This window comes from Streptomyces sp. ISL-43 (assembly GCF_018614195.1).
Classification (GTDB): domain Bacteria; phylum Actinomycetota; class Actinomycetes; order Streptomycetales; family Streptomycetaceae; genus Streptomyces.
In genome coordinates this window covers 1-21,680 of sequence record NZ_JAGGOT010000075.1, presented here as the reverse complement: position 1 = coordinate 21,680, position 21,680 = coordinate 1, and the positions used below count along the sequence as shown (strand labels likewise).

Annotated in this window: 21 protein-coding genes; 12 read left to right on the top strand and 9 right to left on the bottom strand. The window is 73.3% G+C overall.

Going from position 1 to position 21,680, the window contains the following annotated elements:
- Positions 1-775: 775 nt before the first annotated feature.
- The gene (locus J7F03_RS35355) at positions 776-1,618 is read left to right on the top strand and encodes a chitosanase (RefSeq protein WP_214956839.1); all 843 of its coding nucleotides are present in this window, start codon (positions 776-778) and stop codon (positions 1,616-1,618) included.
- On the opposite strand, the gene J7F03_RS35350 is transcribed toward J7F03_RS35355, so the two are convergent.
- Positions 1,591-3,018, bottom strand: coding sequence for a glycosyltransferase family 87 protein (locus J7F03_RS35350; RefSeq protein ID WP_214956837.1), 1,428 nt, complete (start codon positions 3,016-3,018; stop codon positions 1,591-1,593). The genes J7F03_RS35355 and J7F03_RS35350 overlap by 28 nt on opposite strands.
- A gap of 114 nt (positions 3,019-3,132) precedes the next feature.
- Between J7F03_RS35350 and J7F03_RS35345 the strand changes: the two genes are divergently transcribed.
- Entirely contained in the window at positions 3,133-4,338 is a 1,206-nt protein-coding gene (locus J7F03_RS35345) for a molybdopterin-dependent oxidoreductase (protein ID WP_214956835.1), read from the top strand.
- Positions 4,335-4,778, top strand: a complete 444-nt coding sequence (locus tag J7F03_RS35340) for a hypothetical protein (protein ID WP_214956833.1) — start codon at positions 4,335-4,337, stop codon at positions 4,776-4,778. Before J7F03_RS35345 ends, J7F03_RS35340 begins: the two co-directional genes overlap by 4 nt.
- Here J7F03_RS35340 and J7F03_RS35335 read toward each other — a convergent pair.
- On the bottom strand, positions 4,770-5,354 hold the full coding sequence (locus J7F03_RS35335; protein WP_214956832.1) for a helix-turn-helix domain-containing protein: 585 nt from the start codon (positions 5,352-5,354) through the stop codon (positions 4,770-4,772). The two genes, J7F03_RS35340 and J7F03_RS35335, sit on opposite strands and share 9 nt — an antisense overlap.
- Before the next feature lie 47 nt (positions 5,355-5,401).
- Between J7F03_RS35335 and J7F03_RS35330 the strand changes: the two genes are divergently transcribed.
- Positions 5,402-6,373 carry a trans-aconitate 2-methyltransferase gene (locus J7F03_RS35330; protein ID WP_214956831.1) on the top strand — a complete coding sequence of 324 codons (972 nt, stop codon included), beginning with the start codon at positions 5,402-5,404 and terminating at the stop codon, positions 6,371-6,373.
- 27 nt (positions 6,374-6,400) lie between these two features.
- On the opposite strand, the gene J7F03_RS35325 is transcribed toward J7F03_RS35330, so the two are convergent.
- From J7F03_RS35325 to J7F03_RS35315, 3 genes are read right to left on the bottom strand one after another with little or no spacing between them, the layout of a single operon-like run.
- On the bottom strand, positions 6,401-7,135 hold the full coding sequence (locus tag J7F03_RS35325; RefSeq protein ID WP_214956830.1) for a bifunctional 2-polyprenyl-6-hydroxyphenol methylase/3-demethylubiquinol 3-O-methyltransferase UbiG: 735 nt from the start codon (positions 7,133-7,135) through the stop codon (positions 6,401-6,403).
- Positions 7,132-7,773 carry a DUF2064 domain-containing protein gene (locus J7F03_RS35320; RefSeq protein WP_214956829.1) on the bottom strand — a complete coding sequence of 214 codons (642 nt, stop codon included), beginning with the start codon at positions 7,771-7,773 and terminating at the stop codon, positions 7,132-7,134. The genes J7F03_RS35325 and J7F03_RS35320 overlap by 4 nt, the downstream gene beginning before the upstream one ends.
- On the bottom strand, positions 7,770-8,564 hold the full coding sequence (locus J7F03_RS35315; protein WP_214956828.1) for a glycosyltransferase family 2 protein: 795 nt from the start codon (positions 8,562-8,564) through the stop codon (positions 7,770-7,772). Before J7F03_RS35315 ends, J7F03_RS35320 begins: the two co-directional genes overlap by 4 nt.
- A 123-nt stretch (positions 8,565-8,687) precedes the next feature.
- Between J7F03_RS35315 and J7F03_RS35310 the strand changes: the two genes are divergently transcribed.
- Complete coding sequence (locus J7F03_RS35310; protein ID WP_214956827.1) at positions 8,688-9,434, top strand: response regulator transcription factor; 747 nt, start codon at positions 8,688-8,690, stop codon at positions 9,432-9,434.
- Positions 9,431-10,564, top strand: a complete 1,134-nt coding sequence (locus J7F03_RS35305; RefSeq protein WP_214956826.1) for a sensor histidine kinase KdpD — start codon at positions 9,431-9,433, stop codon at positions 10,562-10,564. Before J7F03_RS35310 ends, J7F03_RS35305 begins: the two co-directional genes overlap by 4 nt.
- Positions 10,565-10,593: 29 nt before the next feature.
- Here J7F03_RS35305 and J7F03_RS35300 read toward each other — a convergent pair whose 3' ends face one another.
- Positions 10,594-11,667, bottom strand: a complete 1,074-nt coding sequence (locus J7F03_RS35300) for an NAD(P)-dependent oxidoreductase (protein ID WP_214956825.1) — start codon at positions 11,665-11,667, stop codon at positions 10,594-10,596.
- 270 nt (positions 11,668-11,937) lie between these two features.
- Here J7F03_RS35300 and J7F03_RS35295 point away from each other — a divergent pair, with 270 nt between their 5' ends.
- From J7F03_RS35295 to J7F03_RS35285, 3 genes are all read left to right on the top strand, one after another.
- Positions 11,938-12,291, top strand: a complete 354-nt coding sequence (locus J7F03_RS35295; RefSeq protein WP_214956824.1) for a DUF805 domain-containing protein — start codon at positions 11,938-11,940, stop codon at positions 12,289-12,291.
- A 223-nt stretch (positions 12,292-12,514) separates the two neighbouring features.
- Complete coding sequence (locus tag J7F03_RS35290) at positions 12,515-14,734, top strand: NADP-dependent isocitrate dehydrogenase (RefSeq protein WP_214956822.1); 2,220 nt, start codon at positions 12,515-12,517, stop codon at positions 14,732-14,734.
- Positions 14,735-14,880: 146 nt separating this feature from the next.
- The gene (locus J7F03_RS35285) at positions 14,881-15,414 is read left to right on the top strand and encodes a GNAT family N-acetyltransferase (RefSeq protein ID WP_214956820.1); all 534 of its coding nucleotides are present in this window, start codon (positions 14,881-14,883) and stop codon (positions 15,412-15,414) included.
- 13 nt (positions 15,415-15,427) lie between these two features.
- Here J7F03_RS35285 and J7F03_RS35280 read toward each other — a convergent pair whose 3' ends face one another.
- The gene (locus J7F03_RS35280) at positions 15,428-15,898 is read right to left on the bottom strand and encodes a hypothetical protein (RefSeq protein WP_214956817.1); all 471 of its coding nucleotides are present in this window, start codon (positions 15,896-15,898) and stop codon (positions 15,428-15,430) included.
- Between the two features lie 383 nt (positions 15,899-16,281).
- Here J7F03_RS35280 and J7F03_RS35275 point away from each other — a divergent pair, with 383 nt between their 5' ends.
- Positions 16,282-17,940: an endo-1,3-alpha-glucanase family glycosylhydrolase gene (locus tag J7F03_RS35275; protein WP_308380094.1), complete on the top strand. Its 1,659-nt coding sequence runs from the start codon at positions 16,282-16,284 to the stop codon at positions 17,938-17,940.
- 5 nt (positions 17,941-17,945) lie between these two features.
- Here the strand turns inward: J7F03_RS35275 and J7F03_RS35270 are convergent, their stop codons facing one another.
- Complete coding sequence (locus J7F03_RS35270; protein WP_214956815.1) at positions 17,946-18,314, bottom strand: nuclear transport factor 2 family protein; 369 nt, start codon at positions 18,312-18,314, stop codon at positions 17,946-17,948.
- 141 nt (positions 18,315-18,455) lie between these two features.
- Between J7F03_RS35270 and J7F03_RS35265 the strand changes: the two genes are divergently transcribed.
- Together J7F03_RS35265 and J7F03_RS35260 are read left to right on the top strand one after the other, a co-directional pair.
- On the top strand, positions 18,456-19,376 hold the full coding sequence (locus J7F03_RS35265) for a LysR family transcriptional regulator (RefSeq protein ID WP_214956814.1): 921 nt from the start codon (positions 18,456-18,458) through the stop codon (positions 19,374-19,376).
- 44 nt (positions 19,377-19,420) lie between these two features.
- Positions 19,421-20,644 (top strand): aminotransferase class V-fold PLP-dependent enzyme, encoded by a 1,224-nt coding sequence (locus J7F03_RS35260; protein ID WP_214956813.1) that lies wholly within the window; start codon positions 19,421-19,423, stop codon positions 20,642-20,644.
- A 58-nt stretch (positions 20,645-20,702) separates the two neighbouring features.
- Here the strand turns inward: J7F03_RS35260 and J7F03_RS35255 are convergent.
- Positions 20,703-21,680 (bottom strand): transposase (locus J7F03_RS35255; protein WP_214956812.1); only part of this gene is annotated, 978 nt, incomplete at its 5' end.

Genomic DNA, 21,680 nt, shown 5'->3' with positions numbered 1-21,680 from the left:
TCTCCGTCGCTATGGACGAAGGGATCGTCGCTGGACGACATCAGGCACTTTCCGAAGGGTCGGCGGCTTATGTCCAGCCCCAGACGGCCGTCGGACGCTATGCCGAGAGCGACTGTGTAGCGATCTGACGCGCCTCAACGCCCCGGATGGGGATCTGGTCGTCCATTGATGGGTGTTGGGCGGGCGGAGCACCGGGAAGGGGTGCGGCGGGCCCTGGCTGGATGGTCGGCTCGCCCCGCGCCCCCATCCCTGACCGGCTGGCCTCTCCCGACCGTCAGAACTCCGGCTGACCGGCGGAACCGGGCGTCTCGGTCTCTGATCCGGCCGTCCCTCCACGTCCATCCCCCCGGCCATCCCCCGGGGGATCCCGGAAGTCTTGTGTTGTTCCGGGACGGGACGGTCGGTCAAGGGGGGCCGAAGGCCATCGCGAAGCGACGCGACGAAGGAGCGCCCTTGAGGGGCCGGCCCGGCACGGAAGGACACTGGACTACCGGGACGCCCACCGGAAACCGTCAAAGCCCCACCCGACTCGGTGCCCCGCCAACCCGACGCCCCCGCCCAGCCATCGAAGCCACCGAGCAGCTCGCAGCGCAGGCCAACCCCAGCCCCAACCCCAGCCCCCACCCCGACCCGCCGCAACCGAACGCCGCCCGCGTCTCGCCGAACGCGGCCCCGGGTCAGAGTGGTCGGTTCCGGGGGCTTGAGGTCGTGAGATCTCTGGTAGTAAAGTTTCCTAACGAAGACGCCGGAGCAGCAACTCCCTTATGGAGGCCCAGTGTTCACCCCCCACCGCAAGCGACTCGCCGTCAGTGCCCTGCTCGGCACTGCCCTTCTCGCCGTACCGGTCACCGCCCACGCGACGGCGGCTCCCGAAGCCGCCCCCGCCGCACGGGTGTCGGCGGCCGCCGCCGTCGGGCTCGACGATCCGGTGAAGAAGGACATCGCGATGCAGATCGTCTCCAGCGCCGAGAACTCCTCGCTGAACTGGAAGGCGCAGTACAAGTACATCGAGGACATAGGCGACGGCCGCGGCTACACGGCGGGCATCATCGGCTTCTGTTCCGGCACCCACGACATGCTCGAACTCGTGCAGTACTACACGAGCGTCAAGCCGGGCAACGTGCTCGCCAAGTACCTCCCGGCGCTGAAGAAGGTCGACGGCAGTGACTCGCACGCCGGCCTCGACCCCAACTTCACCAAGGACTGGGTCAAGGCGGCCTCCGACCCCGAATTCAAGAAGGCCCAGGACCACGAGCGCGACCGCGTCTACTTCAACCCGGCCGTGGGCCAGGGCAAGTCCGACAAGGTCGGCGTGCTCGGTCAGTTCATCTACTACGACGCCATCGTCATGCACGGTGACGGCACCGACTCCACAAGCTTCCGCAACATCCGCAAGCGCGCCCTCTCCAAGGCCAAGCCCCCGTCCCAGGGCGGCAACGAGACCACCTGGCTCAACGCCTTCCTCGACGCCCGCGTCTGGGCGATGAAGCAGGAAGAGGCGCACAGCGACACCAGCCGCGTCGACACCGCGCAGCGCGTGTGGGTCAAGAAGGGCAACCTCAACCTCAACACCCCGCTGGACTGGAAGGTTTACGGGGACCCCTTCCACATCGGCTGACCGGCCCGACCGGTTTGCGGCGGCGGCCCGGGGCGAACCCCCTCCCCATCCCGGGCCGTTGCCCGCCGCCGCAGTGCCCACCCCACCAGCACCGCCGCGCCCGCCAACCCGTATGCCACCGGGATCGTCGCCCCGCCGAGCGTGCGCACCGAGACGTACGCCGCCGCCCCCGCGACCGCCACCCCCAGCCACTCCGCGCGCCCGTCCAGGGCCACCAGCGCGATCAGTAGCAGCGCGTACCAGGAGTACCCGGGAGTCATCAGCAGGAACGCCGTTCCCGTCACCGACAGGGCCGCGCTCCAAGGCCGCTCCGGATCGCCGCGCCACCACACGTACGCCACCACCGTCAGCATCCCGGCCGCGACCGCCGGCACCGACCAGGAGTCCGGGAGCACGAGGCGCAGCAGCGCGTAGCGACTGCCCGCGCCCGGATCCCCGTACCCCTCCTCCTCGGCGTAACCGCCCAGGTACCCGAAGACCGACGCGCGCGAGAGCAGCACGTACGGCAGGTACGTCAGCCCCACCACCACGGTCGCCGGCACCAGCAGCGCCGCCGCGTCCCGCCACCGCCGTACGCCGGCCAGCGCGCCCGGCAGCAGCACGGCGGGCAGCAGCTTCGCCGCCACCGCCAGCCCGAACAGGGCGCCGCCCAGGGCCCGCCGACGCACCACGACACCCAGCGCCGCCACCGAGAGCAGCACGGCGAGGACGTCGACGTGTGCGTTGTTCACCGCCTCCACCGCCACCGCCGGACACCATGCCCAGTACGCGGCCGTGCGAAGCTCCGCGCCCCGGCGCCGCTGGACCAGCAGCAGCGCCCCGGTGACGGCGAGGGCCAGCAGGGCCCCGCCGGCCTGCAGGGCCTTGTGGCGCACGCCCGACGGGGACAGGGCGTGGATCAGCCCGAAGTAGCCCTCCGCGACGGGCGGGTAGACGGTGTGGACGGCGGGCCGGTTGATCCGCGTGCACACCCCGGGCTCGACGGCGACCCGGTCGGGCCCGGCGCAGTCGGCCCCGCCGCGCGGGAACAGCCAGTCGTCGCGCAGCGCGCGCAGCGCCGGATCGGCCGGGGCGTGGTCGTACGGGGAGATCCCGGCGGCCTGCACCCGCCCGTCCCAGGCGTAGCGGAAGGAATCGGTGCTGGTCAGCGGCGGCCCGGCCAGCCCCGCCGCGCAGCAGGCCACCGCACCCGCCAGCACGAGCGGGGCCACGTACCGGCCCGGCACCCGCCGCAGCGACCAGGCGGCCGCGCCGAACAGCGTCCAGGCGGCCGCGTACCACCAGGTGAGCCGTGCCGGGTCGGCGAAGTAGCCCCCCTCGCGGACGGCCGGCAGGAGCACGGCGGTCAGCGCGGCGAGCAGCAGTACGGTGAGTGAGGTCCGGGCGCGGGGGTGGTCCATGCGGGCCAGCCTGGCAGCGAGGGGCGCCGCCGGGCCGGTGACCGGGCCCGGCGTCCGCGTTTCGTAAGGTGTCGAACCGCCCGCGCGGGGCCGTGCGGCGCTCTGATGGAAGGCATGAGATCCCCCGCTCCAGGGCCCCGGCGGCGGCCGGCCGTACCGTCGCTGCCGTCGCTGCCGTCGCTGCCGTCCCTGCCGGCCTTGCGGCCGCCCTCCTTCACCGGGCGCCTCCATGACGCCCGCACCGCCACCTCTGTCGGCCGCTGGCTCGGAGCCGCCTTCGCCGTCTGCTTCGTGACCGGCCTCATCAGCCATTACCTCCAGCATCCGCCGGGCTGGGCCGCGGACTCGCTGCCCAGCCGGCCGGTCTGGGGCTACCGGCTCAGCCAGGGTCTGCACATCGCCACCGGGCTCGCCGCGATCGTGCTGCTGCTGGTGAAGCTCTGGACGGTCTACCCGCGGCTCTTCGTGTGGCCGCCTGTGCGAGGGTTGCGCCACGCGCTGGAACGGCTCTCGGTGGCGGTCCTGGTGGCCTCCGCCGTCCTGCAGGTCTTCACCGGGCTCCTCAACATCGCCGAGTGGTATCCGTGGCCGTTCGGCTTCATCCAGACGCACTTCGCCCTCGCCTGGGTGGTGGCGGGCTCACTGCTCCTGCACATCGCCGTCAAAGCCCCCGAGATCAAGGCGCATTGGAGTCGCCGCTCGCCCGGCACGCTCCAACTGCCCGCCGGAGAAGGCCCGGACCGGCGCTCGCTGATGCTCGGAGTCGGCGCGGCCGTCGGAGCCGTGACGCTCACCACCGTCGGGCAGTCCTTCACCCCGCTGGGGCGCCTGGACCTGCTCGCGCCCCGGCACCCCGACCACGGACCGCAGGGACTGCCGGTCAACCGCACGGCCGCGGCCGCGGGCATCACCGAGCGGGCGGTACGGGACTGGCGTCTGGAGGTGCGCGGGCCGGTCCCGTACAGCCTGACGCTCGCTCAACTCAGGGCTCTGCCACGGGCGTCCGTGTGGCTGCCGATCGCCTGCGTGGAGGGCTGGAGCATGGAAGCGCGCTGGAGCGGTGTCCGGATCGGCGACCTGCTCGCCCGGGCCGGCGCCCGGCCCGGCGCCGGGCTGCGGGTCACCTCGCTGGAAACGGCAGGCTCCTACCGGGTGATGGAGATGGGCCGCGACTACGCCGAGGACCCGCTGACGCTGCTCGCGCTGGAACTGAACGGCCGGACGCTGACCGCCGACCACGGCTACCCGGCGCGCATCATCGCGCCGAACCGGCCAGGGGTCCTGCAGACCAAGTGGGTCACCCTGCTGGAGGTGCTGTGAAGGTCCTGCGGTGGCTGCTGGGCGGCTGCGGGCTGCTGTTGATCGCGGTCGGCGGGCGGCTGTTGTCGGTCCTGCCCGACCCCCTCGACGTCGTGGTGTGGCTGGGCGGCGCGCTGGTCCTGCACGACGGGGTCATCGCACCGCTCGTCCTGGCCGCCGGGATGGCCGTCGCCGCCGTGCCCGCGCGGGGCGTCGTGCGGGGAGCCCTGCTGGCGGCGGGCGCGCTCGTCCTGGTGACCCTGCCCCTGCTGCTGCGTCCGGGCCCGCCGCCGAACCCGTCGGCCCTGCCGCTGCCGTACGGGCGGAACCTGGCCCTGGTGCTCCTGGCGGTGGCGGTGGTCGCCGCGGTGGTGGTACTGGCGGGCCGGTGGCGCCGCTCCCGGCAGGGGCCGGGAGCGACGCCGGGGCCGGGGAAGCCGGCGCGGCCGGACTCAGGCTGAGGCCGAGGGGCGCAGGTGGGTGCGCTGCCCGTCGTGGTCGAGGATGCACAGGATCTCGGCGGGCCCGTCGTACGCACCGAAGGCGTGCGGGACCATCGTGGAGAACTCCGCCGCCTCGCCGGTCCTGACCAGGATGTTCCGTTCGCCCAGCAGGAGTTCGACCGTGCCCGACAGCACGGTGAACCAGTCCTTTCCGGGATGGACGCCCAGGGTGGCCGCCTCCCGGGCGGGCGCCGGCTTGGTGATCCGGATCTTCGCCACGGTGGTGCCCTGCGGCCCGCCGTCGCGGCTCAGCAGCCAGCTGGTCATGCCCCGCGCCTCGTCGTGGTGCGGCCGGATCACGACGTCGTCGTCGGTGGCGGACTCCACCAGCTGGTCGAGCGTGGCGCCCAGGGCCCGGGCGATGGGGCTCAGCTGGTCGAGGCTGATCCGCCGGTGGCCCGTCTCGATGCGGCTGAGCGTGGACGGGCTGAGGTAGCAGCGGGCGGCCAGGTCGTCGAGCGACCAGCCCTTGGCCAGGCGCAGGCCCCGGATCCGGGTGCGGACCAGGGTGTCGAGATCGCTGTCTTGCGTCATACGCAAGATTATATGCCAAGACCGCAAGGCGCTCGTAGGGTGGAGCCATGGACATTGACAACACCACGGATCAGCACCGCCACCGGCCCGAGCCCGAGCCCGAGCCCGAGCCCGAGCCCGAGCACAAGCACAAACACGAGCATCAGGGCCACACCCACGGTCAGGGGCACGGCCACGGCCACACCCACAACGGCCCGGCCGACGATTCGGCCCTCGCCGAGCTGCTGGACCTCGACGGCGAGGTCATGGACGGCTACCTCACCGAAGTCACCGGAGTGATCCGCGACCTCGTCGCCCCGGACCAGCCGGTCCGCCGGATCCTCGACGTGGGCAGCGGCACCGGAACCGGCACCTTCGCCCTCCTCCGGCGCTTCGAGCAGGCCGAGGCGACGGCCCTGGACGTCTCCGCCGGCATGCTGGAGCGCCTCGGGAGCAAGGCCCGCGCCCTCGGCTTCGCCGACCGCGTCCGCACCGTGCGCGCCGACCTGGACGCGGCCTGGCCGGCCGTCGGCCCCGCCGACCTGGTGTGGGCGTCCGTGTCCCTGCACCACATGGCGGATCCCGGCCGGGCCCTCGCCGAGGTCTTCGCCGCGCTGCGCCCGGGGGGCCTGCTCGCGGTGGCCGAGTTCGAAGGCTTCCCGCGCTTCCTCCCGGACGACATCGGCATCGGCCGCCCCGGCCTCGAAGCGCGCGTTCACGCCGCCATCGACGCAGGACGCTCCGCCGACGTGCCGCACCTCGGCTCCGACTGGGGAGCCCTGCTGACGGCCGCCGGTTTCACCGTCGAGGCCGAGTGGACCGTCACCGTCGAGCTGACGGACCCGCTGCCCGCCGCCACCGGCCGCTACGCGCGGGCCTCCCTGGGCCGCGTACGCCACCACCTCGCGGACGCGCTGGACGCCGAGGACCTGGCCACCCTCGACACCCTCCTCGACGGCGACCGCCCGGACGCCCTCCTGCACCGCACCGACCTGGGGGTCCGCGCGGAGCGCGCGCTGTGGGTGGCCCGCCGGCGGTGAGCGACCGCCGAGCCGACGGACACGGTCTTACGAAGCCTTGCCCGGGCGGGTCAGCTCGGTGAAGGCCCGCCCCGCGGCGGCCCAGCGGCCGGCCGGGGTCCAGCCCGCGGCCGCGGCGTGCCGGACCAGGGCCGCCGGGCCGACGCGGGCCCAGGGGAACGGCGCGCCGAGGCCGCCCCGGCCGTCGGCGACCCGGACCTCGCAGCGCTCGTCCACCTCGACCCCGCCCTCCGCCTGGGCGCACTCCACGATCAGCGAGCCGGTCACCGCCAGCACCTCGGCCAGCCGCCGCAACAGCGCCGCCGGATCACCGCCGATGCCGATGTTGCCGTCGATCAGCAGCGCAGTGTCCCAGCGCCCTTCGCCCGGCAGGGGGTCGAAGACCGACCGGTGCAGCGCCGTGCCACCCGCGCGAGCCGTACGGGCCACCGCCTCCGGGCTGACGTCGATGCCCAGCGCCCGGTGCCCCCGGGCGGCGAGCGCGGACACCAGCCGGCCGGGCCCGCAGCCGATGTCGAGGACGGCGCCCCGGCAGCGGCCCAGCACCGTCCGGTCCGCGCCGTCCGGAGCCTCGCACCAGCGCTCCACGTCCAGCGGGAGCAGCCATCCGTCGCCGCGCCGCAGATAGAGGGGACCCCGGCCGCTGCGCAGGGCCACGGTGTAGGGGTCGGCGGACCAGGCGGTGACGGCGGCGCCCGCCGCGTCCGTGCCCACAGCCGGGCTCGCCGCGCCCGCCGCCTTCGCGGAGGTGAGCGTGTTCATCGGCGTACCGCCCCGTCGATGTCCGCCAGCCGCGCCGCGAAGGCGCCCGCCGGGGCCTCGGCGGCGACCAGCCGGGCGTCCTCGGCGGTGTCGACGTCACGTAGGGCGGGCAGCCGGCCGGTGCGCAGCCCGGCCGCGCGCAGCCGCTCGTACTGGACGGCGCCCGTCTCGGGGACCGACATCGGTACGCCGCGCAGCAGCGCGGGGTCCGGGACGGCCAGTCCGAGGGCCCAGAATCCGCCGTCGACGGCCGGGCCGAACCACGCGTCGTACGCGGACCAGTCGACCTCCAGCAGCCGCGGTGTGACCTGCGGGGTGTCCATGCCGATCAGCAGCGCCGGCCCGGAGCAGGCGCCGAAGGCGGCGGCGAGCCGCAGGTCCAGGGTCCCGGAGTGCTGCGGGACCACCTCGAAGCCGGCGGGCAGCCACGGGCCGGGCCGGCCCTCCAGGACCAGGACCCGGCGCGCCGCGGGGGCCGTGGCCACGGCGGCGAGGGTGTCCGCGAGCGAGGCCTCGGCCAGCTCCGCCGCCTGGGCCGGGGTGTACGGCGGGGTGAGCCGCGTCTTGACCCGCCCCGGGACCGGCTCCTTCGCGATCACGAGCAGCGTGGTGCCCGCGCGGGCCGTCGTACGGTTCACCGGGCGCCCTTCCCGGGGGCCGTACCGGGGGCCGAACCGGGGCCCGCGCCGGGGGAGCCGGGGGAGCCGGGGGAGCCGGGGGGGCCGAGGGCGGGCCGGGCGGGAGGCTGGGCGGCCGGCCGGGCGGCGGGCTCGGCCAGCACCCGGCTCATGTCGCGCACCGCCTGCCAGGTGCCCCGCCAGGTGCCCGTCACCTTCGACTTCCCCGACCGGGGCAGGTACGGCACGTCCACCTCCAGGATCCGCCAGTCCGCGTCCGCCGCCCGCACCACCATCTGCAGCGGGTAGCCGGAGCGCCGGTCCGAGAGGTCCAGCGCGAGCAGGTCCTCCCGGCGGGCGGCCCGCATCGGTCCCAGGTCGCGCAGCCGCAGCCCGGTCCGCCGGCGCAGCAGCCGGGCGAGCGCCAGGTTCCCGGCCCGCGCGTGCGCCGGCCAGGCGCCGCGGCCCTGCGGCCGGCGCCGGCCGAGCACCAGATCGGCATCCCCGGCGGCGACGGCGCGCACGAAGTCGGCCAGCAGCCCGGGATCCAGTGAGGCGTCGCAGTCGCAGAAGCAGACGACGTCCGCGTCGGCGGCGAGCAGCCCGGCGTGGCAGGCGGCGCCGAAACCGCGTCGGGACTCGGTCACCACGGTCGCGCCGAGGGCCCGCGCGAGGTCGGCGGAGCCGTCGGTGGAACCGTTGTCCACGACCAGGGCCCGCCAGCCGGCCGGGATGCGGGCGAGGACCCAGGGCAGGGCCCCGGCCTCGTTCAGACAGGGGAGTACGACGTCTACCGTCACGGTTTCGCTCACGGTTTCACCGTAGGAACCACGGCCCCGCGAAAGGGCCGTGGACTCCTTACGAAACGCGGACGTCGCCCTCTCGGTCCCGGTCCGTGGTCCCGCCGCGCTCCGCTGGGTGGGAGGCTGTACGCCATGAGCGGTAGGGAAACAGCATCCGGGCGGATCCTGGTCGTCGACGACGACCCGACCGTGGCCGAGGTCGTCACCGGCTATCTGCGCAGCGCCGGCTTCACGGTGGATACGGCCGCGGACGGCCCGGCCGCCCTCGCCCTCGCCGGGCGGGTCCGGCCGGACCTGGTCGTACTGGACCTGATGCTGCCCGGACTGGACGGGCTGGAGGTGTGCCGCAGGCTGCGGGCGGACGGACCGGTACCGGTGATCATGCTGACCGCGCGGGGCGACGAGGACGACCGCATCGCGGGACTGGAGACGGGCGCCGACGACTACGTCACCAAGCCGTTCAGCCCGCGCGAGCTGGTCCTGAGGGTCGCGTCCGTGCTGCGGCGCGGCGGGTCCGACCGGTCGGCGGGGAGCCCGGTGGCCGGCGTGGGGCAGGCCCCGCTGGCGGGCGCCGGCATCACGCTCGACCCGGCCACCCACCGGGCCTCCAAGGACGGGCGCGAACTGGCCCTTACCGTACGTGAGTTCGATCTGCTCGCACACTTCCTGCGGCATCCCGGGCAGGCGCACGGACGGGAGGAGCTGATGCGCGAGGTGTGGGGCTGGGACTTCGGCGACCTGTCCACGGTGACCGTGCACGTACGCCGCCTGCGCGCCAAGGTCGAGGAGGACCCCGGCCGGCCGAGGCTGATCCAGACGGTGTGGGGCGTCGGCTACCGCTTCGAACCGGGCGGGCCGGGAGAGGTGGTTCCGGCGTGAAGGACATATTGCTCATCGCGCTGTTCGCGTTCGGCGGGGCCGCGTGCGCGGGGGCGCTGGGCGCGGTCGTGCTGCGTCTGGTGCGCCGCCGGTCGGTGGCGGTGTCCCTGACGGTGATCGCCGCCGTGGCGGTCACCGCGATGCTGGCCGGGACGCTCGCGGTGGCCCGGGCGATGTTCCTCTCCCCGCACGACCTCGGGGTGGTCACCCTGGTCGTGGCGATGGCGGCGGTGGTCTCGCTGGCCACCGCGCTGCTGCTGGGGCGGTGGGTGGTGGCCCGGAGCCGGGAACTGTCGCTGGCCGCACGGGACTTCGGCGACGGGGGCAGCTTCGCGGCGCCGCCAGTGCCGGCGACGGCGGAACTGGCCGCGCTGTCACGGGAGTTGGCGGCGACGAGCGAGAAGCTGGCCGCGTCCCGGGAGCGCGAGCGGGCCCTGGAGAAGTCGCGCCGCGAGCTGGTGGCCTGGATCTCGCACGATCTGCGGACCCCGCTGGCGGGGCTGCGGGCGATGTCCGAGGCGCTGGAGGACGGCATGGCCGCGGATCCGGCGAGGTACCACCGGCAGATCCGGACCGAGGTGGACCGGCTCAACGGCATGGTCGGGGACCTGTTCGAGCTGTCCCGCATCCACGCGGGGGCGCTGGCGCTGAGCCCGAGCCGGATGTCCGTGTACGACCTGGTCGGTGACGCACTGTCAGGGGTGGACCCGCTGGCGCGGGAGCACGGCGTACGGCTGGTCGGCGAGGCGGTCGACCGGGTGCCGGTGGAGGTGGACGGCAAGGAGATGACCCGGGTCCTGGCGAACCTGCTGGTCAATGCGATCCGGCACACGCCGGCGGACGGGACCGTCGCGATCGCCGCCGCGCGGCGGGAGGGCGCGGTCGTGGTGTCCGTGACGGACGGATGCGGGGGGATCCCGGCGGAGGACCTGCCGAGGGTCTTCGACACGGGCTGGCGGGGCACGCCGGCGCGGACGCCTCCGGCGGGGGCCGGGCCGGTGCCGCCTGCCGGGGCGGGACTCGGGCTGGCGATCGTACGGGGGATCGTCGAGGCGCACGCGGGGCGGGCGGTGGTGCGGAACGTGCCGGGTGGCTGCCGCTTCGAGGTGACCCTGCCGGACCCGGCCTGAGCGGCCTGCCTCCGGTGGGCGGGTGCGGGTCAGCTGTCGGGGGCGCCGCCCCCGGACCCCCGCGCCTGAGACGCCGGCGGGGCCGAGGCGGCCGGGCGTTGGGCGGCGTGGGCGAAATCCGTCATGCCCGCCGTGAAGTCGACCTGGGGACGCCAGCCCAGGTCCGTGCGCAGGCGGCGGGAGTCGGCGGTGATGTGGCGGACGTCGCCGAGGCGGAACTCGCCGGTGACCACCGGGAGGGGTCCGCCGTGGGCCTCCGCGAGGGCGGTGGCCATCTCCCCGACCGTGTGGGGGGTGCCGCTGCCGGTGTTGTACGGGGTGCACGCGCCGGTCGGCGTCGACGCCTCCAGCGCCAGGGCATTGGCCTCCGCGACGTCCCGTACCTCGACGAAGTCCCGCCGCTGGCCGCCGTCCTCGTACACCTGCGGGGCCTCGCCCCGCGCCAGCGAGGAGCGGAAGAAGGAGGCCACCCCCGCGTACGGGGTGTCGCGCGGCATCCCCGGGCCGTACACGTTGTGGTAGCGCAGCGACACCGCCCGGCCGTCCACGCACCGCGCCCATGACGCCGCCAGGTGCTCCTGGGCCAGCTTCGTCGTCGCGTACACGTTGCGCGGATCGGTCGGCGCGTCCTCGCCCACGAGCCCCGGGGCAAGCTCCGAGTCGCAGACGGGGCAGCGCGGTTCGAAGCGGCCGGCGGCCAGGTCCGCCACGCGGCGCGGGCCCGGGCGGACGACCCCGTGGCGGGGGCATTCGTACCGTCCCTCGCCGTAGACCACCATCGAGCCCGCCAGCACCAGGTTCCTTACCCCGGACTCCGCCATCGCGGCCAGCAGCACCGCCGTGCCGAGGTCGTTGTGGGAGACGTACGCCGGGGCGTCCGCGAAGTCCTTGCCCAGGCCGACCATCGCCGCCTGGTGGCAGACGGCGTCCGCCCCGCGCAGGGCGGCCCGTACGGCCTCGGGGTCGCGCACGTCGGCCCGTACGAACTCGCCTTCGTCCGGGGGCACGAGGTCCAGCACGAGCGGATCATGGCCGCGAAGCCGCAGAGTGGTAACGATGTGGGAGCCGATGAACCCGGCTCCTCCCGTGACGAGTACGCGCATGGCGGCGACGCTACGGATTTCTGGGGCCCGCAGGCGGCTCCCACGCCCACCGTAAGACTTCCGTCAGCTCATTTCGGCACGATTGGTGACCGCTTGCGACCCGTGGGTCCCAAGTTACGCCCGGTACCGGTGTGTTTAGGCCGCCGAGCGACGAAAAGTAACCCTTCTGGTGCCTTGCCAACTGGCTTGACCGCGCCGTAAGCGGGGCATAAGTTCTGCCCCGGCTTGCTCCATCAGGACGGGCCGACGAACCGTCCTCTGGGGGGACCCATGAACTACTACACCGACGTACTGAAGAAGTACGCCACCTTCTCCGGCCGCGCGCGCCGCCAGGAGTTCTGGATGTTCTTCCTCATCAACGTCGCCGTCGCGATCGTCGTCGCGATCATCGACGCCGTCATCGGCGCGAACAGCATCCTCTCCATCGTGTACGCGGTCGCCGTCCTGGTGCCCGGCCTGGCCGTCACGGTCCGCCGACTGCACGACATCGGCAAGTCCGGCTGGTGGTTCTTCATCTACTTCGTGCCCCTCATCGGCTGGATCTGGCTGATCGTTCTCCTCGCCACCGAGGGCCAGCCGAACCCGAACCAGTACGGCCCGAGCCCCAAGGCCGTCCACGCCTGAGCAGGTCCGTGACCGGTAGTGCGTGAGCGCCGCCCCTGGCTGGAAACAGCCGGTGGCGGCGCTTTCGGCGTTTCCGGCGGTTCCGGCGCTCCCGGACACCGTGCGTGACACGCGTCTCGTCCGCGCTTGCGCCGGGGGCTGTCCAGACCGGCCCGTTCACGAGATATCTTGATGTCGAGCAATGTTGCAGACGAGAGACGCAGACTGTGGAGCGGAGCATCCGGTGACTGACTCGACCATCATCTACACGCACACTGACGAGGCCCCGGCCCTCGCGACGTATTCGTTCCTGCCTGTGATCCAGGCATACGCGTCGACGGCCGGTGTGAATGTCGAGACCCGTGACATCTCCCTGGCAGGCCGCATCATCGCCAGCTTCCCCGAGTACCTGGAAGAGGGCCAGCGGATCGCGGACGCCCTCGCCGAGCTCGGCGAACTGGCGAAGACGCCCGAGGCCAACATCATCAAGCTGCCCAACGTCTCGGCCTCGATCCCGCAGCTGAAGGCCGCGGTCGCCGAGCTCCAGGGCCAGGGCTACGCGCTCCCGGACTACCCGGACGACCCGAAGAGCGACGAGGAGCGCGAGAACCGCGCCCGCTACGACAAGATCAAGGGCAGCGCCGTCAACCCGGTCCTGCGCGAGGGCAACTCCGACCGCCGCGCTCCCGCCTCGGTCAAGAACTACGCCAAGGCGCACCCGCACCGCATGGGCGCCTGGGTCCCCGAGTCGAAGACGAACGTCGCCACCATGGGCGCCGACGACTTCCGCTCCACCGAGAAGTCCGCCGTGATCGCCGAGGCCGGCACGCTCCGCATCGAGCACGTCGACGCCGACGGCGCCGTCACGGTGCTGCGCGACTCCGTACCGGTACTCGCCGGCGAGGTCGTGGACGCGTCCGTCCTGCACGTCGACGCGCTGCGCACCTTCCTGAACGACCAGATCGAGCGCGCCAAGGCCGAGGACGTCCTGTTCTCCGTGCACCTCAAGGCCACGATGATGAAGGTCTCCGACCCGATCATCTTCGGCCACGTGGTCCGCGCCTTCTTCCCGAAGACCTTCGCCCGCTACGGCGAGACCCTGGCCGCCGCCGGCCTGTCCCCGAACGACGGCCTCGGCACCATCCTGAACGGCCTGGGCGCGCTGCCCGACGCCGCCGCGATCAAGGCGTCCTTCGACGCCGAGATCGCCGAGGGCCCGGCCCTCGCGATGGTCGACTCGGACAAGGGCATCACCAACCTGCACGTCCCGTCCGACGTCATCGTCGACGCCTCGATGCCGGCCATGATCCGCACCTCCGGCCACATGTGGGGCCCGGACGGCGCCGAGGCCGACACCCTCGCCGTCCTCCCGGACAGCAGCTACGCCGGCGTCTACCAGGTCGTCCTCGACGACTGCCGCGCGCACGGCGCGTACGACCCGTCCACGATGGGCTCGGTGCCGAACGTCGGCCTCATGGCCCAGAAGGCCGAGGAGTACGGCAGCCACGACAAGACCTTCGAGCTGGCCACCGCCGGCACCGTCCGCGTCGTCGACGCCTCGGGCGCCACGGTCCTGGAGCAGGAGGTCGCCGCCGGTGACATCTTCCGCGCCTGCCAGACCAAGGACGCTCCGATCCAGGACTGGGTCAAGCTCGCCGTCACCCGCGCCCGCGCCACCGGCGTCCCGGCCGTCTTCTGGCTCGACGAGGGCCGCGCGCACGACGCGCAGCTGATCGCCAAGGTCAAGACGTACCTCGCCGAGCACGACACCGAGGGTCTGACCATCGAGATCCTCTCCCCGGTCGAGGCCACCGCCTACTCCCTGGAGCGCATCCGCCGCGGCGAGGACACCATCTCGGTGACCGGCAACGTGCTCCGCGACTACCTGACCGACCTCTTCCCGATCCTGGAGCTGGGCACCAGCGCCAAGATGCTGTCGGTCGTCCCGCTCATGAACGGCGGCGGCCTCTTCGAGACCGGCGCCGGCGGCTCCGCCCCCAAGCACGTGCAGCAGCTCGTCAAGGAGAACTACCTGCGCTGGGACTCGCTCGGCGAGTTCCTCGCGCTGGCCGTCTCCTTCGAGCACCTCGCCACCACCACGGGCAACGCCCGCGCCCAGGTCCTCGCGGACACCCTGGACCGCGCGACCGGCACCTTCCTCAACGAGGACAAGTCGCCGAGCCGCAAGCTGGGCGGCATCGACAACCGCGGCAGCCACTTCTACCTCGCCCTGTACTGGGCGCAGGAGCTGGCCGGCCAGACCGACGACGCCGAGCTCGCCGCCTCCTTCGATGCGCTCGCCAAGACCCTGGGTGAGCAGGAGCAGACCATCGTCGCCGAGCTCATCGCGGTGCAGGGCTCGCCGGCCTACATCGGCGGCTACTACCAGCCCGACGCCGCCAAGGCCTCGGCGATCATGCGGCCGTCCGCGACGCTGAACCAGGCGCTCGCGATCCTCGGCTGAGGTCCGCCGCTCCACCGCTCCACCGTTTCACCGCTTCACGGGTCCGCCCCGGTCGGCAGTCGCCGGCCGGGGCGGACCCGTTCGCGCGTGCGGCGGACGCGGAAAACCTGTTGTGGACCGGACCCCGCGAAGGCTAGTAAGGCCGCATGATCCAAGGAGAACTGGCCGGGCTGCGCGCCCGGCACGCGGATGACGTGGCCGTGCTCCACGCCGAGTTGTACGAGGACGTGCCGACGCGTGCGCGCGCCGACACCCGGCCGTGGCGGCCGGTGGGCGCGGAGAGCGGACACTCGCCGTACGCGCCGGGCGAGCCCTCCGACGACGTCGCGGTCTTCTCCGTGGTGGAGCGGGCCACCGGCGAACTGGCGGGCGAGGCCCTGCTGTGGGCCATAGACCCGCACAACCGCTCCGCGCACCTGGGCATCTCCCTGCGCCCCGGCTGCCGCGGACGCGGACTGGGCGCCGAGGTCGTGCGGCTGCTGTGCGGATACGGGTTCTCCGTGCGCGGGCTGCACCGGCTCCAGGTGGACACCCTGGCGGACAACACCGCGATGATCCGCGCCGCGAGCGCGGCCGGCTTCGCCTTGGAGGGGACCCTGCACGGGGCGGCCTGGGTGTGCGGGGAGTTCCTGGACGAGGTCGTCATGGGCCTGCGGGCCGAGGAGTGGCGGGCCGAGTAGCCCGCGGCCCCGCTCAGAGCCGGTGCACGCGTTCCCGTGCGAAGGCCAGCGGGTGGCGTCCGGCGGCGAGGATGCGCAGCCCGGGGGCGACGGCGAGCAGGTCGCGCAGCCAGGCCAGCGCCTCGGCCGCGAGGTGGTCGGAGCCGTCGAGGACGAGCAGCATGTCGCACTCGGCCAGCCACGACGCGGCGTTCGAGGTCCCGCACGGCAGGAAGGGCATGCCCGGTACGCAGCCCAGTGCGGCCGTCAGATCGCGGACCCCGAAGCGGTGGTCCATGACGACCACGGCCACCCCGTCGAAGAAGTTGGACGCGAGCCGTTGCCCGATCTCCCGCACCAAGAGGCTGCGGGGCTCCCGGAACCCTCCGGTGACGGTGAGTATCCTGCCCCGCCGTACGGCGGTGAGCAGGCGGGACAGCTCGGCGGACGTGGCCGGAAGCGTACCGGCATCGGCGGATTCCCCCATCGGCACGATGCCCCCCATGCATGCGTGACCATACGCGGCAAGAGCGTTCTTCAAGCCGCATGGAGACGATTATCCGCCAGTATCTCCGTAAGGCCAGGGGAATTTCCTATTCCGGTGAAAGGCCCGTGGCGCCCGGTGATCGCCGCAGATGTACACGCGACATGCCTTTGTCCATTCACCCGGCGAAGAGGCGGAATCCGCTCTCCGCATCGCCGCCGCCTGCCCGCGGCCCTGCCCCGACGCCGCGCAGGTGATACGTGCCGAGGCCCGTCCCCAGGAGAACAGTTGTCCGGGGGGCGGGAATCGGATGTACTGCGGTGCGGCCCGAAGTGCGGGCGCATGCGGGGAGGGGCACCACCATGGACGCGGACCAGCGGCCGGCCGGGCTGAGGAAGAGACCCGTGTCGCACCGGCGCCGTCCGGGCTTCCGGGGCCGCAGACCCTTGTCGGTCCTCTTCCTGTCCGCCTTCCTCCTCGTCGGCGTCTGCGCCGCGACCGGCATCGCCTGGGACCCCCTGACGGTCGCCGACCGGCTCGACCGCCCGAACTCCGGCCTCGCCGACGGCCCGTCCGACGGCTCCGGCGCCACGCCCGGAGCCACCGGCCAGGGCGCCCCCACCTCCGGCCCGCCGAGCCCGGACGCCACGGGGAAGCCCGTGGCCACCCCGAAGCCCGGTACGGACGACGGAGCGCGCCCCGCCGGCGCCCTGCCCTTCGACCTGCCGCAGCCGGCCGCCCTGCGCTCCGGCGCCGCCGCCAAGAAGCTGGTCTTCGCCCACTACTTCACGCCGTACCCGCTCTCCCTCGACAACGCGAGCGCCGACGCCGACTACTACACCCGCAACTACCTGAACCCGGCCGGCGAGAGCGGCAAGCACCAGCGGTACGGCGGCCTGCTGCGCGACCGGCCGCTCCCCGTCCTGCCCAAGGGCGGCGACTGGGAGCTCGCCAACCTCCAGCAGGAGGTGCGCACCGCCCGCGCCGCAGGCATCGACGGATTCACCCTCGACCTGCTCTCCCTCTCGGGCAGGAACTGGGAACGCTCCAAGCTCCTGATGGAGGCGGCCCGTTCGGTGGACCCCGCCTTCAAGGTCATGCTGATGCCGGACATGACCTCCGTGAAGACCGACGACCCGGGCGTGCTCGCCGACGCCCTCGCGGACCTCGCCCACGCCCCGGCCGCGCACCGGCTCCCCGACGGGCGGCTGGTCGTCTCGCCGTTCAAGGCGGAGGCGAAGAGCGCGGCCTGGTGGACCGAGGTCATCGGGATCCTCGAGTCCAGGCACGGCGTCCGCACCGCCCTCGTCCCACTCTTCCTCGACTTCGGCGCGAACGGCGAACGGTTCGCGCCGATCAGCTACGGGTTCTCCGAGTGGGGCAGCCGCAGCTACGTCGGCCAGGAGGGCACCACGGGCGAGGTCAAGAAGGCGCACGGCATGGGCAAGATCTGGATGCAGCCCGTGTCCGTCCAGGACGCCCGCCCCAACCAGGGCATCTACGACGAGGCCGGCAACACAGCGACCCTGCGCACCACTTGGACCCGGGCCATCGAGGACGGCGCCGACTGGGTCCAGCTCACGACCTGGAACGACTACAGCGAGGGCAGCCAGTTCGCACCCTCCCAGCACAACGGGCACGCCTACCTGGACCTGTCCTCGTACTACCTCGCCAAGTTCAAGACGGGCAGCTGGCCGAAGATCGTCCGGGACACGCTGTACCTGACCTCGCGCACCCAGTTCGCCGCCGCCGACCCGACCGGCGACCAGTCCCTCGTGATGTCGCTGCGCAAGGGCAGCGCCGCTTCCCGGGACACGGTGGAGGTGCTCAGCTTCCTGACGGCGCCCGCGACCGTCCTGCGAACGGCAGGGTCGGCCAAGGGCACGTACGAGGCTCCGGCCGGGGTCCACGCCGAACTGCTGCCGCTGAACGCGGGGACCAGCTCGGCGACCGTGCTGCGCGACGGCAAGGCCGGGGCCGGGGTGCGGCTGCTCTACCCCGTGGACCGCAAGGTGGAGGTCCAGGACCTCCAGTACTACGCCGCCACCAGCGGCCGGCAGTAGCCGGCCTAGGACCGGGCGAACTCGGGCTGGTCCAGCAGCCGGAGCCAGCTGCCGTCGCTCTGGCGGCGGACCACCTGGGCGCGCGCGCCCGTGCCGTCGCTCGGCGGGGTGGAGGTGAGGGCGATCCCGTCGCTGACCAGCGTCGGCAGCGGCGGCTCCGGCTCGAACCGGGGCCGGTGCTCCAGCACCTTCTCCCACAGTGCGCGGATGGCCTCCCGCCCCACCGTCAGCTCGCCGGGCGGGAAGGCCATCACCGCGTCCTCCTCGTAGAGCGCGGCGACCCCGGCCGCGTCACCGGCGTTGGACCGCTCGACGAACAGGCGGGTGATGTCCTCGGGTCGAAGGGCCTTCTCGTACGACGCGTAGTCCGACATCGCTTCCTCCTGGGTTCGATCGGCTCCGGAGCGCTTCCCGCCGTGTGCGCCGGTGCGTGCTTCCGGTGAGTGCTTCCAGCTTCCCGGGCCCGTCATCAGAAGTCCAACAGCTTGTTCGGCTGGGAACTAGAATCACCAGTCATGGAACTGAGGCAGCTCGAATACTTCGTCGCCGTCGCCGAGGAGCAGAACTTCACCCGCGCGGCCGAGCGCGTCCACATCAGCCAGTCCGGGGTCAGCGCCCAGATCCGGCAGCTCGAACGGGAACTGGGCGCCGAGCTCTTCGACCGGTCCGGCCGCACCGCCACCCTCACCGTCGCAGGGAAGGCAGCCCTCGAACACGCCCGCACCGCCCTGGCCGCCGCCGGGGCCGTCGCCCAGGCGGTGGGCGAGGTGACCGACCTGATCCGCGGCCGCCTCACGGTCGGCATGGTCGTCGGCTGCACCGTCACCCCGCTCTTCGACGCGCTGGCCGCCTTCCACCGGGCCCACCCCGGCGTGGAGATCGCACTGCTGGAGGACAACTCCGACCGGCTGGTCCAAGCGGTGCGCACCGGCGCCGTCGACCTCGCCCTCGTCGGAACGGCCGCCACCGCCCCCGACGGACTGGAAGCGCTGACCATCGTCAGCGAGCGCCTGGTCGCGGCGGTCCCGCCCGAGCACCCCCTGGCCGGGGCGGACCGGGTCGCCCTCCGTGACCTGGGCGGCCACCCCGTCATCTGCATGCCCCCGGGCACCGGGCTGCGTACGGTCTTCGACCGGGCCTGCGCCGCCCAGGGCCTGCACCCCGCGATCGCCCTGGAGGCCGGAGCCTCCGACGCCATGGCCGACCTCGCCGCGCGCGGACTCGGGGTCGCCGTACTCAGCGCCTCCATGGCCGAGTCCTACCGCGACCGGCTGGTCGCCCGGACCATCGCCGACGTGGAGATCCCGGCCCTGCTCTCCCTGGTATGGCGCGACGCGCGCGGACCCGCCGTACGGGAGCTGCTCCTGCACTGCCGCCGCGCCTTCGCGGCCCCGCCACGGGGAGGGGGTGCCGCCGAGGGCGGCGCCGGGGCATGATCGGGCCGACGACAGCCGCGCCGCAACCACGGAGGTCCACATACATGAACGACGCAGTCCAGGCCGCCGAGCCATCCGCGTCAGGCGAGCCGTCCCCGTCCGGCGGGACCGGCCGGGCACAGAAGTCCGCCGGGGCCATACGGCCCGCCGAATTCCCCTGCGGACGGGACCTGTTCAGGCTTGACCCGGCGGTCAGCCACCTCAACCACGGGTCCTTCGGAGCGGTGCCGCTCCCCGTGCAGGAGACGCACGCGGCCCTGCGGTCGCAGGCGCACGGCGACCCCGACGCCTTCTTCATCGGCGCCCCCGAGCGGCTCGCCGAGGCGCGGCGCCGGATCGCCGGCAGGCTCGGCGCCGACCCCGAGGGGCTCGCCTTCATCTCCAACGCCACCGAAGGCGCCAACCTCGCACTCGACGCCCTGCGGCTCGCCGACGGCGACGAGATCCTGGTCACCGACCACGGGTACGGCACCGTCGTCGCGGCCGCCGCCCGCCGGGCCCCGCTCACCACCGTGGCCTTGGACCCGCACCTCCCCGACGAGGACGCCGTACGGGAAACCGTGCTCGCCGGGATCACCCCGCGGACCCGGGTCGCCGTACTCGACCACATCAGCTCGCCCACCGCCCGGCTCATCGCCTCGCGCCGGCTGCTCGCCGACCTGGCGGACCGGGGCATCACCACCATCGTGGACGGCGCCCACGCCCCGGGCATGGTCGCCGATCCCCTCGGCGGGGGCGCCGACTTCTGGTTCGGCAACCTCCACAAATGGGCCTACGCCCCGTCCGGCACCGCGCTCCTCGCCGTCGCCCCGGACCACCGCAACCGGATCCGGCCGCTGGTGCCCTCCTGGGAGGACCACCACGGCTTCCCGCGCTCGGTCGAGAACCGCGCCACCGTCGACTACACGGGCTGGCTCGCGGCCCCGGAGGGGCTCGACCTGCTGGAGGAGCTCGACGCCGCCAAGGTCCGGGCACACAACAGCGCACTGGCCGCCCACGGCGCGGCCCTGCTCGCGGAGATCCCCGGGCTCACCCCGCTCCCGTACACCGAGGGGCTCGCCATGCGCGCGCTACGGCTGCCCCCGGGCGTGGCCGAGACCCCGGACGCCGCCCGCGTACTGCGCGAGCGGATCGCGGCGCAGCAGCGGATCCGGGTGCTGATCTGGCCGTGGCCGGGCGGCGGCGGGATCCGGGTGTGCGGGCAGATCTACAACCGGGCCGAGGAGTACGAGCGGCTCGCCGAGGTGCTGCCCCGCTACCTCGCCTAGAAGACTGATGAAGATCTTGTTGGGGGCTGTCCGGCCGCAGGCCGGGTGGCCCCTGGGTCTATGTGGTGGTGGGGGTGAGTGTCCAGGTGCCGCCTGTGTGGGTGAGGCCGAGGATGATGAGGCGGCGGAGGTTGAGGGCGGCTGCCCGGTTGTGGAGCCAGGTGTTGTTCTTGAGGACGCCTCGGTAGGGGACGCGGCGGTTGCCTTTGGCGACGAGCCAGGCGATGGCGCGTTCGACGGGTGGTCGCCAGCGGCGGTATTCGTCCTGCCATTCCTGGCTGGTGGCGGCCTGGTCCCGGGCGGCTTTGAGGAGGTCGTACTGGGGATGGACGCTGAAGACGCGTCCGGTCTTGGATCTGGTGCAGCGCTCGCGCAAAGGGCAATCGAGGCAGAGTTTCTTGAACTGGGCCTGGCGGTTGCCGCCCGAGAGGGGGCGGCCGAGGGCTTTGGTGCGGCCGGCCGGGCAGGTGACGTGACCGGCCTGGGTGTCGACGTGGAAGTCGTCGGTCGTGAAGCCGCCGGGGATGGCCTGCCGCAGGGGTGGCGGCTTGAGCACGAGGGTGTGGCCGTCGGCTTGGAGGGCTTCGCGGAGTTCGCCGGTTCCGTGGGCGGTGTCGCCGAGGACGGTCAGGTCCTGGCCCTCGTCGGCGAGGAGGTCCCGGGCGACGGCGGCCTCGTGGTTGTCGGCTCCGCTGCCGGTGGTGAGCGCGACCTCGGTGAACAGTCCCGCCTCGGGCTCGAACGCGGCATGCGCGCGAAAGCCCTCCTGGTGGCGGGTCCGGTTCTTGTGGATGTGCCGGGCCTCGGGATCGACCGTGGAAACCACGCGGTCGGGTGCGGTCCCCTGGGTGATGCGCCAGCGTCCGTCACGGCCGTCGGACTCCTGGGCCGGCTCGACGTCCTGGCCCGCGACCAGAGCCAGCAGGCCGGCCGCGTTCGCGGCCTTCTCACCGAGTTCCTGTTCGGGCAGGTGGCCCAGCAGCCGCAGCGCGTCACCAACGAGGGCGTCCACCAAGTCCGCCCTGGCCTGCTGGTC

Coding starts and splice junctions, on each gene's coding strand:
- J7F03_RS35350 (WP_214956837.1), bottom strand. CDS start 3,018: ATGGACCACCCCCGCGCCCGGACCTCACTCACCGTACTGCTGCTCGCC.
- J7F03_RS35345 (WP_214956835.1), top strand. CDS start 3,133: ATGAGATCCCCCGCTCCAGGGCCCCGGCGGCGGCCGGCCGTACCGTCG.
- J7F03_RS35335 (WP_214956832.1), bottom strand. CDS start 5,354: ATGACGCAAGACAGCGATCTCGACACCCTGGTCCGCACCCGGATCCGG.
- J7F03_RS35330 (WP_214956831.1), top strand. CDS start 5,402: ATGGACATTGACAACACCACGGATCAGCACCGCCACCGGCCCGAGCCC.
- J7F03_RS35325 (WP_214956830.1), bottom strand. CDS start 7,135: ATGAACACGCTCACCTCCGCGAAGGCGGCGGGCGCGGCGAGCCCGGCT.
- J7F03_RS35310 (WP_214956827.1), top strand. CDS start 8,688: ATGAGCGGTAGGGAAACAGCATCCGGGCGGATCCTGGTCGTCGACGAC.
- J7F03_RS35300 (WP_214956825.1), bottom strand. CDS start 11,667: ATGCGCGTACTCGTCACGGGAGGAGCCGGGTTCATCGGCTCCCACATC.
- J7F03_RS35295 (WP_214956824.1), top strand. CDS start 11,938: ATGAACTACTACACCGACGTACTGAAGAAGTACGCCACCTTCTCCGGC.
- J7F03_RS35285 (WP_214956820.1), top strand. CDS start 14,881: ATGATCCAAGGAGAACTGGCCGGGCTGCGCGCCCGGCACGCGGATGAC.
- J7F03_RS35280 (WP_214956817.1), bottom strand. CDS start 15,898: ATGGGGGGCATCGTGCCGATGGGGGAATCCGCCGATGCCGGTACGCTT.
- J7F03_RS35270 (WP_214956815.1), bottom strand. CDS start 18,314: ATGTCGGACTACGCGTCGTACGAGAAGGCCCTTCGACCCGAGGACATC.
- J7F03_RS35265 (WP_214956814.1), top strand. CDS start 18,456: ATGGAACTGAGGCAGCTCGAATACTTCGTCGCCGTCGCCGAGGAGCAG.
- J7F03_RS35260 (WP_214956813.1), top strand. CDS start 19,421: ATGAACGACGCAGTCCAGGCCGCCGAGCCATCCGCGTCAGGCGAGCCG.